The sequence below is a fragment of the Exiguobacterium sp. TDN 0502 genome, from assembly GCF_050846835.1.
Classification (GTDB): Bacteria; Bacillota; Bacilli; order Exiguobacteriales; family Exiguobacteriaceae; genus Exiguobacterium_A.
Genome location: NZ_JBOZGJ010000001.1, coordinates 454,374 through 466,812 on the forward strand (window position 1 = coordinate 454,374; position 12,439 = coordinate 466,812).

General features: G+C 49.7%; 12 protein-coding genes. 6 read left to right on the forward strand and 6 right to left on the reverse strand.

Going from position 1 to position 12,439, the window contains the following annotated elements; translation table 11 throughout:
- The first annotated feature begins 36 nt into the window (after window positions 1-36).
- The 3 genes from ACRPK8_RS02235 to ACRPK8_RS02245 all read left to right on the forward strand — a co-directional run bounded on the left by ACRPK8_RS02235 (window position 37) and on the right by ACRPK8_RS02245 (window position 2,166).
- Window positions 37-678, forward strand: coding sequence for a YigZ family protein (locus ACRPK8_RS02235; protein ID WP_432236711.1), 642 nt, complete (start codon window positions 37-39; stop codon window positions 676-678).
- Between the two features lie 68 nt (window positions 679-746).
- Window positions 747-1,775, forward strand: coding sequence for an LCP family protein (locus tag ACRPK8_RS02240; protein ID WP_432236712.1), 1,029 nt, complete (start codon window positions 747-749; stop codon window positions 1,773-1,775).
- Entirely contained in the window at window positions 1,750-2,166 is a 417-nt protein-coding gene (locus ACRPK8_RS02245) for a GNAT family N-acetyltransferase (RefSeq protein WP_432236713.1), read from the forward strand. The genes ACRPK8_RS02240 and ACRPK8_RS02245 overlap by 26 nt, the downstream gene beginning before the upstream one ends.
- 51 nt (window positions 2,167-2,217) lie before the next feature.
- On the opposite strand, the gene chrA is transcribed toward ACRPK8_RS02245, so the two are convergent.
- Genes chrA through ACRPK8_RS02265 form a run of 4 tightly spaced genes read right to left on the reverse strand, consistent with a single transcriptional unit; the run spans window position 2,218 to window position 6,087 of the window.
- Window positions 2,218-3,369, reverse strand: coding sequence for a chromate efflux transporter (gene chrA / locus ACRPK8_RS02250; protein ID WP_432236714.1), 1,152 nt, complete (start codon window positions 3,367-3,369; stop codon window positions 2,218-2,220).
- A gap of 52 nt (window positions 3,370-3,421) precedes the next feature.
- Entirely contained in the window at window positions 3,422-4,525 is a 1,104-nt protein-coding gene (locus ACRPK8_RS02255; protein ID WP_432236715.1) for a DUF418 domain-containing protein, read from the reverse strand.
- Between the two features lie 57 nt (window positions 4,526-4,582).
- Complete coding sequence (locus ACRPK8_RS02260) at window positions 4,583-5,626, reverse strand: glycosyltransferase family 4 protein (RefSeq protein ID WP_432236716.1); 1,044 nt, start codon at window positions 5,624-5,626, stop codon at window positions 4,583-4,585.
- 59 nt (window positions 5,627-5,685) lie between these two features.
- Window positions 5,686-6,087 carry a hypothetical protein gene (locus ACRPK8_RS02265; protein WP_432236717.1) on the reverse strand — a complete coding sequence of 134 codons (402 nt, stop codon included), beginning with the start codon at window positions 6,085-6,087 and terminating at the stop codon, window positions 5,686-5,688.
- Window positions 6,088-6,380: 293 nt separating this feature from the next.
- Here ACRPK8_RS02265 and ACRPK8_RS02270 point away from each other — a divergent pair, with 293 nt between their 5' ends.
- Window positions 6,381-7,865 carry an N-acetylmuramoyl-L-alanine amidase gene (locus tag ACRPK8_RS02270; protein ID WP_432236718.1) on the forward strand — a complete coding sequence of 495 codons (1,485 nt, stop codon included), beginning with the start codon at window positions 6,381-6,383 and terminating at the stop codon, window positions 7,863-7,865.
- A 102-nt stretch (window positions 7,866-7,967) separates the two neighbouring features.
- On the opposite strand, the gene pgmB is transcribed toward ACRPK8_RS02270, so the two are convergent.
- Window positions 7,968-8,639: a beta-phosphoglucomutase gene (gene pgmB, locus ACRPK8_RS02275; RefSeq protein WP_432236719.1), complete on the reverse strand. Its 672-nt coding sequence runs from the start codon at window positions 8,637-8,639 to the stop codon at window positions 7,968-7,970.
- Between the two features lie 279 nt (window positions 8,640-8,918).
- Here pgmB and secA2 point away from each other — a divergent pair, with 279 nt between their 5' ends.
- A complete protein-coding gene (secA2, locus tag ACRPK8_RS02280; RefSeq protein WP_432236720.1) occupies window positions 8,919-11,282 on the forward strand; it encodes an accessory Sec system translocase SecA2 in 2,364 nt (787 codons plus the stop codon).
- Window positions 11,266-12,027 carry an SLAP domain-containing protein gene (locus tag ACRPK8_RS02285; RefSeq protein WP_432236721.1) on the forward strand — a complete coding sequence of 254 codons (762 nt, stop codon included), beginning with the start codon at window positions 11,266-11,268 and terminating at the stop codon, window positions 12,025-12,027. Before secA2 ends, ACRPK8_RS02285 begins: the two co-directional genes overlap by 17 nt.
- A gap of 39 nt (window positions 12,028-12,066) precedes the next feature.
- Here the strand turns inward: ACRPK8_RS02285 and ACRPK8_RS02290 are convergent, their stop codons facing one another.
- The gene (locus ACRPK8_RS02290) at window positions 12,067-12,399 is read right to left on the reverse strand and encodes an Asp23/Gls24 family envelope stress response protein (RefSeq protein WP_029342549.1); all 333 of its coding nucleotides are present in this window, start codon (window positions 12,397-12,399) and stop codon (window positions 12,067-12,069) included.
- Window positions 12,400-12,439: the final 40 nt, after the last annotated feature.

Below are 12,439 nucleotides of genomic sequence, written 5' to 3' on the forward strand. Positions count from 1 at the left end.
GAAAGAACTAGTCTAACGAGGAGGACATTTTTGATTATGACATTATCTAATTATTATACAGTAAAAGAAAACGGTTTCCACGAAATCATTATTCAAAAGTCACGATTCATCACCTATTTAGCCCGCGCAACGACGGAAGAACAGGCACAGACGTTCATTTCCGAGCTGAAAAAAAAACATCATGATGCGAACCATAATTGCTCCGCCTACGTCATCGGCGAACGAAATGAGATTCAAAAAGCAAATGATGACGGAGAACCGAGCGGAACCGCGGGTGTTCCGATGCTTGAAGTCTTGAAAAAACGTGACTTACGCGATACGGTCGTCGTCGTGACACGCTATTTCGGCGGCATCAAGCTCGGCGGCGGTGGATTGATCCGTGCGTATGGTTCAAGTGTCTCGGAAGCCCTGAACGCAGTCGGTGTCGTCGAACGGATCGAGCATACCGTCGTTTCCGTCAACGTCGACTACACATGGCTCGGAAAACTCGAGAACGAATTGCGAGCGAGCGTCCATCCGATTGATCAGATTCATTATTTAGATCAGGTTCAAATCGACGTCCTCGTCAAGACCGCTGATGTTCCCGATTTTCTCGACTGGATGACGAACATGACAAACGGTCAAGCTGATTTGTCAAGCGGCTCTACGCGTTACCTCGAACGTGACATTATTTCCTGACCTGCTATACTAATTGTAAAGAATTTTAAAGTTTTTTAAAATTTCAGTTAAGTTAGGAGTTAATTCACGTGGAAGAGCGAACCCGCAGTAATAAAAAGATAAAGAAAAAGCGTTCCTGGTTCAAAGTGTTCGTCATCAGTTTCCTTGTCGTCTTACTCGGAGGTGGTGCTACCTTCGCTTATGTCGCTTATAAAACTTTTCAGACTGCGAATGAAACGAAAGTCGATTTAGCCCGAGGAGATAAATCCGAAAAACGGGAAGCCGCGATTGATTTGACGAAAGATCATTTTTCCGTCTTACTCGTCGGTACGGATGAGCGTCCTGGTGATACCTCCTCCCGCGCTGACACGATGATCGTCGCGACATTCAACAAAAATGATCAGACCGTCGATATGGTCAGTATCCCCCGTGACTCACTCGTCGAGATTCCTTCCGTCGGTTATGAAGATAAGATCAATCACTCCTATGCTTTTGGAGGCATCGATTCTACGATCGAAACGGTCGAAACTTTGCTTGATATTCCGATTGATTATTATGCATCGATCAACTTCAATGGCGTCGTTGCGATCGTTGACGCGTTAGGCGGAATCGATGTTGACGTCAAGTTACCGATCAATACGCTCGACTCGTCCGATAAGCGCAACGGCGTCAAATTGGAGCCGGGACAACAGACATTGAACGGTGAAGAGGCACTCGCCTATGCCCGCATGCGCTACCAGGATCCTGAAGGTGATATCGGTCGGACAAAACGGCAACAACAGATCGTCCAAGCCATCGTCGAACAATCGACTTCTTTTGGTTCCATCACGAAACTGAACGGTCTGATGGATGCGACAGGAGACAATTTCCAAACGAACATGTCGTTGACGGAAGCTTTTCAGTTGCAACCGTTCATCAAAAAAATCGGTTCGATCAACCGGATCGACTTAAAAGGAACGGATGCGAAAATCAATGGCGTCTATTACTATCAGCTTGATCCGACTTCCCTTGCGGACGCAAAGACGACGTTGAAGGAACAACTCAACTTGCCTCTGGATGAGACGACGGACGGCATGACGACAGAGGCTGCAGATGATTCGTCCGCTTCAACCAACTGATCATGCATCACTGTTACAGGTGCAACGTCGTGCTTACCAGGTAGAGGCAGCATTACTCGACGTTATTGATTTCCCACCCTTACGCGAAACATTGGAGGAAATCGGCGTCGAAGCACCGATCGGCTTTGTTTTTCTCGTGGGCGATACGCTTGCTGGTGCCGTAACGGTTGACGATATGACGATCACCCGTCTCGTCGTTGATCCGTTATACTTCCGCCAAGGCATCGCACGATCCTTGCTGCAACATCTATTGGAACACAGTCACGCGAAACATGTCATGACCGGCGCGCGTAATCAACCCGCGCTCGCTCTTTATGCTCGCTTCGGCTTCACGGAAACTCGGCGCGCGTTCCGCGATGAGATTGAACTCGTCTTCTTGACCCGCACGTGACGTCTAAATAACAAAGCGGCAGTGGATGCTTGTCCACTGCCGCTTTGTTATTTAGAAGAAAAGAAACCCGAGCACCGCGCCAAGCAGGACGATGCGAAGCGGTGACTGCTTGTAAAAACGTAACAGACAAAATAATCCGAAAGCGATCAAGAAATCAAGTCCACTTTTTATGCTCGATGTAAAAATCGGATCGTATAATGCCGCGAGTAAGATACCGACGACGGCTGCATTGACTCCGATCAACATCCGTCCAACGGATTGGTTCTTCCGAATGCGTTCCCAGTACGGTAAGACACCGATGACGAGCAGGAATCCTGGGAGGAAGATGGCGAGTGTCGCAAGCAGCCCTCCGGAAACCCCTGAAATCACCGTCCCGAGATACGTCGCGAAGGTAAAGAGTGGTCCCGGTACCGCTTGTGCAGCAGCGTAACCAGCAAGGAACGTATCCGTGTTCATCAATCCAGGTACGAGCATCTGCTCAAGAAACGGCAAGACGACATGTCCACCCCCAAAGACGAGTGCTCCCGCACTGTACATGATACTCGTCAGTTGGACGGTTCCCGTCGCAGATTGCGCGAGAAACGGTGTGACGACGAGTAAAACGAAAAACAGAACGAGGGCTGTGGCGCTAAGGAAGCGTGGCATACGAATCGACAAGGTTCCCCCCGTCGCCGTCTCTTCTTTGAACCAAAAGAAGGCAAGGAGACCTGCCAGCACTAAGACACCGACTTGTGCCAGTGGGTGCGCAATCAACAGTACGCCGGCTAGCGCCAGCAGCATCAATGTCATGCGCTTAAGACCGGTCGCAAGCTTCATCCCCATACCGAGGACGGCGTCAGCAACGATCGCAACCGCAACGAGCTTCAGTCCATGAATGAATCCGGCTTCGGCGACATCGAACTGCGTCGCAAGGATCGCGAACACGGTCAAAGCGATACTCGATGGTAACGTGAAGCCAACGAACGAAATGATGGCCCCCGCTACCCCGCCTCGGATCAGACCGATGCCCATACCGACCTGACTCGAGGCAGGACCGGGAAGGAATTGACAGAGTGCGACAAGATCCGCATATGCTTTCTCATCGATCCACTTTTTCCGTTTGACATATTCTTCATAAAAATACCCAAGATGCGCGACCGGACCACCGAACGACGTCAGTCCGAGCTTAAACGATACAAGAAAGATTTCCATTAAACGATGCATGTGTCACCTCCCTCTTTCATTTTACACAAAAGATGTTAAGTTCTTGTGAACTTCAACGTTTTTCCTTCCCATATGTCCCTTTTCGCCACAATTTCTCCATGGGACCTTGTGGATGAGACTGGAGATATCTGTTTGAAGCGATACCTTGAGTAGTCAAAAGAAGTAAGACGAGCAGTAATCCTTGCCAAAGTGGTGTCGTTTCATATTGACCACTCAGGAAAATAAACAGTGTGAAGACGAGTGTCTGCATCAGGTAATTCGTCAATGCCATTCGCCCGAGTGCCGCAAACCCGTTCATTCGCCCGGCACGGACGAGTAACGCAACAGCACTAGCATACGTAACAGCGAGCGTTCGTCCTGACAGCCAGACATAAAACAGATTGATCGATCCGTCGGGTACATCCGCATGTGCTTGAATAATTCCTGCGAACGCTGGAAGTGTCAGCAGCAAGCTGATTCCAAGCGTCCACCAGAGGAAGCGGTTCGAAGGGGGCGCTGTATTGAAACGTTCCATCAAGTAGGCTCCAATCAGGAACAATGATAAAATTTCCGGCCAAATGACACCGGAATTCATAAGCGCTTCTGGTAATTGAACCGTCGCATGATGCAACAAAAACCCGAGAATATCGCGCGATGCGACGAACGACTGAAGTGTTCCATCCATTTCGACGAGCGGAACATCGCCAAATTGACGAGCACCCCAAAAAATAAGTAGGTAGAGTAGAATGGCATAGATTTGAAATGCTATCGCAAATAGGAGTTTCGTGATCGGCTTGGTTTTTGCAAATAACAACAAGATAAAACCAGTCAGTGCATACGTATGTAAGATATCTCCCTGCCAGAAGACAAGATGCACGAGGCCGATGATGAGCAGAATTCCGAGCCGTCTTGCGAAAATCGTCATCGGTAGACCACGTTGGCGTAACCGATTGATGAACAGATAAAATCCTGCCCCGAATAAGGCACTGAACAACGTATAGAATTTCGTCTGGATGAAGAGATCAAAGAATAGACGGATCCATTGGTCTACCTCCCCCATCATCGCATTCGGTCGATCGCCCAGAAAACTCGGCATATTGACGAACAGAATACCACACAAAGCAAAACCACGTAACACATCCAAGTAAACGATACGTTGATTCAATTGTTGTTCCAATTTAACACTTCCTTTCTAAAAAAGACCGCCCAGAACGTGAGCGGTCATTGTCAGATGTTATTTCGATGTAAAGCGTTCCAACAAACTTAACAGCGGACGATAGCGTTCGCCGAGCAACCCGAGCGACTCGACTAAGATGTCGAGAACAAGCAGCAGCATCACGAGTGACACGAGAGCACCGAGCGAGTTCGTCTGGGAGAAAAGAATCGCCGTCATCCCGAAGATGGCACAGAGTCCGTAGATGACGAGGACAGCTTGGCGCATCGTAAAACCGAGGTCGAGCAACCGGTGATGCAAATGGGCCTTATCCGGTGCAAATGGCGGTTTTCCTTGCAGGACCCGCCGGACGATCGCAAACAGCGTATCGGAAATCGGGATCCCGAGCAAAATGACCGGAACGGCAAGCGAGAACAACGTCACGTTCTTGAATCCAAGGAGTGACAAGACTCCAAGCATGTACCCGAGGAACAAGGCACCGGTATCACCCATGAAAATCTTCGCCGGATAGAAGTTATGGAAGAGGAAGCCGAACGTGCTCATCAATAAGAGGATTGCGACGATCGTCACATAGACGTTTCCTTGGATGACGGCAAGACTGATCAATGTCAACAGGACGATACTCGAGACACCGGCCGCTAGTCCGTCTAATCCATCAATCAAGTTGACGGCGTTCGTGATCCCGATGACCCAAAGGAACGTCAGCGGCACACTCCACCAGCCGAGATACAGCTGCTGGTCGAACGGCAGATTGATGAATTCGATCCGGATGCCCCCGTTTAAGACGATGACGGCGGCAACGATTTGCCCCATCAGTTTCAGGCGGGCATTGAGTTGGAATCGATCATCGAAGGCGCCAGTCAAAATAATAACGAATCCGCCGACCAGTATATGCGTCGCGTACGGACTCGATGGTTGTAAGATAAAATAACCGATCATGAACGCGATATAAATCGCGAGTCCGCCAAGTCGCGGCATGATTCGGACATGTACTTTTCGCGCGTCCGGACTGTCAACGGCACCGACTGCAATCGCAAAGCGTTTCACGACGGGTGTGATCAGTAAGGCGGCGATAAAACAGACGATGGACGCAGTCCATAACATAGTAACATCACGCTCCTGCGCGAATTATATCATAAAAAAAAAGAGCCGACGAGCGGCTCTTACATGAAGATTGGTACTTCAGCTGCAGGATCATATGTATAGACGCCGCGTCCGACTTTTTTTATGGCAGGGTTTGCCTGTTCGACTTTCGCCATCAACTGGTAGATGTTACTAATTTGGTGACGATAGCGCAGTTCGAGCTCCATTTGGATATCACGCGCCGTCATGGATTCCCGCTCCCGCATCAGATCACTGATTTGATGGACGTAGACTTCAAGCGGATAACGCTGGTTGACGCGACGTTGCTTTAACGGACGTTCATGCGTGACAGCAACTTCCTGGGAGTGTTCTCCCGCTCCCCGGCTTAATTCCGAGATCAAGTATTCCGCACGACGTTGCAAACGACGGTATTCCTCTTCGATTTCCATTAGTTCGCGGTAAATATGTTCACTGTTCCCCATTCCTTGCCCCTCTTCCCTTTTTTATACATTAATATTTCATTTGTGTTTCAATTGTATGTATTTTGAAATATATTAAACTATAATTTGCCTTGATAATATATAATTTCTTTAATTATTTAATTATCCTGTAATATTTTCATATCCTTACCGATAAATTGGCTACACCTCATATTAACAGAAAGGAGTGAAAACGGAACATATAATTTCTACATTTAACTATTTTAATAATACTTAAGTTCTCATAAACCAATTTATATCTTTCTTATTTTACCGAAAAGGAGACTGGAAATTTAATGGACAAATTACCTAAAACACTTCAGACAGCGCTGGTACTTTCGTTGGTATCCGGATGTTTCGTCCCTGTTTCTTCTGTATCGGCTGCGACCGGCACATCTTTTACAAAAACCTCGTATCAGACGACGGACGCCTTGAATTTGCGCAGTTCGAACTCGACGTCTTCAAAAAAACTGCTGACGATCCCGAAAACGACGAAAGTCACATCCAGCTATCGGAAAGGTTCCTGGTATAAACTGTCATACAAAGGAAAGACCGGGTATGTAACGGGATCCTATTTAAAGAAGATCGAAAGCGGGACATCGTTTACGAAAACATCCTATAAGACGACGGATGCCCTTTCGTTGCGCAGTGCAGCTACGACTTCCTCCGCCCGGCTGTTGACGATTCCTAAAAATGCGAGTGTCCAGTCAAGCTATCGTAACGGCAACTGGTACAAAGTGACGTATGCGAAAAAGACCGGATATGTGTCCGGCTCTTATTTAAAGAAAGTCACCGCTCCCGCTAAAACGACTGTTTATACAACGACGGACCGGCTCAATTTCCGCTCCAGTCCTTCGACGTCCGGAAAAGTACTCGCTACGATTCCGAGCGATACTGCCGTCAGTTCCTTGTCCGTCAAATCGAATTGGCATACGATACAGTATCAAGGAAAAACGGGGTATGTCCTTGGAACATATCTGAAGAAGGGCACTTCCGTTCCGGCTTCGACGACCGGTGCCGCAGATTACAGCGGTTCGAAGATGTATGTCTTAATCCCGTCCGGTAACAGCGTTGCTTTACGCGCCGGTGCTTCGACACTCAGCGGACAAATCGCTCGCCTTGGTCGCGGTACCCCCGTTGTCGTCACGAATCCACGTCACCAGACGAAGGGCTTCGTTCCGGTCAGAACGGCAAGCGGTCAAAGCGGTTATATCGATGCGACGTATCTGACGTTGTTCCAACCGGCACCGTCGAATCGTCCGTTACTTGTCATCGATCCCGGGCACGGGGGGCATGACGCCGGCGCTGTCCGTTACGGTGTCACTGAGCGTGATATCGTTCTCACCGTCGCAAAACAGGTCGCAGCGCGTCTCGCGGGAAAAGTTGACGTCACGCTAACTCGTTACACGAACGACTATTACCCGACGCTCGGAGAACGCAGTGCTCTCGCGAACAGTCATGCAACGACCGCTTTCGTCAGTGTGCATATCAATGCGTCTACGAGCACGCAAGCGTACGGTGCAGAAACGTTCTACTATAAAGGTGCTTCTTCGGTCAATCTCGCCCGTAACGTCCAGCAACGACTCGTCTCCTACGCCGGCATGCGCGATCGCAGTGTACAGTATGCAAACTATGCTGTCATTCGCGGAACACAAGCACCATCGATTCTAGCGGAACTCGGTTTCCTCTCAAATAGCGCGGACCGTTCCAAATTGACGAATGCAACGTATCAATCACGCTACGCGCAAGCAATTGCGGACGGAATTCTCGCTTCATTCTAATTCTAATCGAATCAACATACGAAAAAGGATCGCTCAGGGAAGCGATCCTTTTTTCGATACACATTCATGTTCAAGGAATGTCCTTCACCATCAGGGAATGGTTCAGACAAGGGAGCGACTAGCGAGGATCTGCTCAAGGGAAAGCAAATCTGTCGAATCGACACGATAGTCTGCCTCATGGAGCGCCGATTCCGGTCCTACACCAACGGCATACATACCGGCAGCGTGGATGGCAGTGATGCCCGCTGTTGCATCTTCTACACCGATGCAACGACTCGGTTCGACGTCGAGCGCTTCCGCGGCACGGAGAAACACTTCAGGGTGTGGTTTCGATTGTGCAACGGTCGCAGCGTCTACGATGTCATCAAAATAGTGCCGGACCTTCAATGCCTCAACGACCATCAGCGCATTTTTAGAAGCGGACGCCATCCCGATTTTCAGCCCAGCGTTTCGGATTTCATCGAGGAATGCAGTGATTCCCGGAAGAAGGTCCTGTTCAGAGATATGTTGGATTAATGTGACGTAGTGATCATTTTTCTTCGCGGCGAGCGCTAGCTTCTCGTCCTCCGAAAAAGCGTCCTGTTTCCCACCGAGCGCAAGGATACGCTCCAGGGAATCCATTCGGCTGACCCCTTTTAATGTCTCATTGAACTCCCGGTCGAACGGGATCTCCAACTCCTCTCCTAATTGTTTCCACGCTAAGTAGTGATACTCTGCTGTATCGGTGATTACGCCGTCTAAATCAAAAATGACCGCTTCGATCGTTGGTGCCATCCGACATCCATCCTTTCTTCCATCGTCCATGCAAGGCAAGAAACCGAATGACTTTGCGCAAACGATTGCACTTGCCTCATGAATAATTTTACTGGTTCTTCCGAATCTTTGCAAGCGTTATCAAATATTTCTGATTCTTTGTTTTGGGATGATTCCTTTAGTTGATTTGATAACGCTTTCAATTTTAAGGGAATGTTTTACTTATTTCGTTCTTTTCTATTCGTTTTACATTTTTTAACTGCTATAATGAACCTCATAGCATATGAGGGAGTGACGAAGATGTTTCAACGTGTCAAACAGTTGTTGAATGATCAAAGTCGTAGAATCCATCGTTATGAAAAAATCGTAACGACGATCAATAGCCTAGAACGGGAAATGGAACAACAATCAGATCAAGCGTTACGTGAGTTGACGGTCGCATTACGTGAACGACTCCAGGCGGGTGAGCGGATCGAGACCGTTTCCCCGACCGCCTTTGCGCTCGTTCGCGAAGCGAGTAAACGCACACTCGGTTTGCGGCATTACGATGTCCAGCTCATGGGCGGTCTTGCCTTACTTGAAGGGCAGATCGCCGAGATGGCGACCGGTGAAGGAAAGACACTCGTCGCTTCACTCGCAAGTTTCACGCAGGCATTATATGGAAAAGGTGTCCATGTCATCACCGTCAATGAATACCTAGCACACCGCGATGCCGAACAAATCGGTCAGATTCACCGTTTTTTAGGACTCGAAGTCGGAATCAACTCGGCAGAGGCAACGTTTGAAGAGAAACGGATCGCTTACGCAGCTGATATTACATACGGGGTCGGCACCGAGTTCGGATTCGACTATCTCCGCGATCACCTGATTACGGAACCGGCGGAGCGTCTGCAACGTCCCCTTCACTTCGCCTTGATTGATGAGGTCGATAGCATTTTGATCGACGAAGCTAAGACACCACTCATCATGGCAGAGCGGGACAGCGTCCACGAAGGGTTACAACAACTCGTCCGTCATGTCGTCCGGACGTTTGAGGAGGAGCAGGACTACACGTTCGATGAGGAAATCAAAGCTGTCGCGCTGACGGATCAGGGAATTGAGATGATCGAAGAAGCATTTGCGATCGATCAACTGTTTGCTGCCGAACACTCCGTGCTGTTCCATTACGTCATTCAAGCCTTACGCGCCCATGTCGTCCTGAAGCGTGATGTCGATTATATCGTCAAGGATCAAAAAATCGCGCTCGTCGATCTGTTCACCGGTCGCCTAATGGAAGGACGCAGTCTGTCTGATGGTCTGCACCAAGCGCTTGAAACAAAAGAAGGTGTTCCGGTCACAGAAGAGAACCGGACGACCGCCCAAATTACAATCCAACATTATTTCCGCTTGTATGCACAGGTCGCCGGCATGACAGGGACAGCCTCGACTTCGCGAGAAGAATTCCAAAAGACGTACGGGATGGATGTCGTTTCAATTCCGTCGAACCGCCCCAAAATCCGGATCGATGCAGACGATATCATCTTTGCGACACGTGATGAAAAGCTAGAAGCTATCGCCATTGCTACAGAAGCGGCACACATTACCGGACGACCGGTGCTGATCGGAACATCTTCGATCGAACAATCACTTCGTGTCGCCGAGGTACTTGAGCGCCACGGGTTATCCTACGAAATCCTCAACGCCAAAACCGTCGATCAGGAAGTCCGGATCATCGCCTCTGCAGGACAGACTGGTCGCATCACGATTGCAACGAACATGGCAGGTCGAGGAACGGATATCCTGCTCGATGAAACGGCACAACAGCAAGGCGGTCTGTTCGTCATCGGTACCGAACGGCACGAGTCGGTCCGGATTGATAACCAACTCCGCGGTCGGGCCGGTCGGCAAGGGGATCCCGGATTGACACAATTTTATCTCTCACTTGAAGATGAGCTGCCTCGCCGGTTCGCCCGCGATCGTCTCGAGCGCGTGCAACAGAAAGTACGAGAGTCGTCTGGTCCGCTTGCTTCACGTGACGTCCGGGATTTGTTGCAATTCGCTCAATCGACATGTGAATCCGTCAACCGGAGTGTCCGCGACGAACTTGTCCAACTCGAGGAAGTCATCAGTGAACAGCGTCTCGCCATCTATCATCTGCGGAATCAAATCGTCGATGCGACGTCACTCGAAGACATCGTCCAGCCGTTTGCTTTACGTGTCCTCCCGTCAATCATCGACCAACTGCTCTCTGACGACCTCGTGCCAGAAGAATGGCCGCTCGCATTGGTCACAGCAGAGCTCGAACAGCTGCTGCATCACCCCGTCTCACTCAAGCGGCTGGAAACGATCGACGAGATGAAACGGCAACTCGATCCGCTGATTGCTGAGATCGAAGCGTTGCTCATCGCACACGTCGCAGCCGAAAAAGAGACCGCTAAACGTTTCATCCTTCTTGCACTCGATGAGCAGTGGACGCGTCATCTGACTGCGATGAACACGTTAAAAGAAGGCATTCATCTGCGCAGTTACGGTCAGGAACAACCCGTACGGATTTTCGAACGGGAAGGGATGGATTATTTTGAATATGCCATTGCCAGTTTTGAGAAGCAGGTTCTTTCCGGCATCTGTCGGGCGGAACGGATAACGGATAGCGAAGGAGAACTGCACCATGCACACGTCGAATGAAGTCCTGCGTCCCCCCCTCTATTTCACGGAGGATATGCCGATCGTCAAAGAAGATGAATACGTCTTCCGCCACGTTGCCAAACAACTTCCTGCATTACACAGCAACCAGATGGCGATTCATCTGGTTCAAGTATTGTCGCGTCGTCCGCTTCATGTCATTGCCCTGTTCCAAAATACGTTAGCCGAATCGTTTCAGCTCAATGATCTCGTCGTCTTGGTGTTATCCGGCGACGAACTAGTCGCACGTAAGGTCTTAAGTATCGAAGAAGTGCCGGTCCTTCTCCCGATGGCGACGCTTCCGCTTTGGTTGACTTTTGAAGAAGAAGACTGTTTCGTCGACCTCGAGCAGTTGACGGAGCCGCTGCAACTCGTCTTCTCAAGCGAGACGCTGACGGAGCTTTTCATCGACGATAACTTCACGGAACCCGAGCAACGGATGGTTCGTCAAGTCGCTTACTCGCACCCGACGCCCCCTGCGGATGGATGGTCCCTCTTACCGATTTCGATCGTGCGCGAGGCGGATGCAGTGACCGCGATCGTTCTCGTCCGCAATGCGAGCGCTCAGACACTGACGCTTGAAACCCTTGCGTTTGAATTGATGGACGACGAGACTCCGCTCGCAGAATTCACCCACCCGGGCGTGTCACTACCCGCTCACAGCGAGCAGGCGATCCGTCTTCGTTTTTCCTGCACGGCACCTGACGTCTCTTCATTCGGACTCCGGTACCTCCCGCCTTCTTCATAAAAAAACGTCTCGGCATCGTTTGATGCCGAGACGTTTTCGTTATCCTTTTAAGAGTCCGATGACACGGACGTTGATCGCTTTCGGTTGGAACGCGAGCATGTTTTCCATGTCTTGTGCGATCCGCTCTTGCACTTTTCCGGCCGTCTTGATGATCGACATACCGTATTTAATATGCACGGACAGACTGACCGTGATATCGCCGCCGACATCCTCGACCTTCACGAGTTTAACCATCTGTTTTTCCTGCAGTTTCGAATCATCCGCCGTAAAGGCGATGCCTTCCGTTTCCTGAACGGCTACACCTGCGATGACCTCGATGACTTGTTGCGAGACGTTTACGACACCATCCGCATTATTTAAATTATATGACATACCTTCCACGCCCTTCGTCTAATAATCCATCTATCTTAAA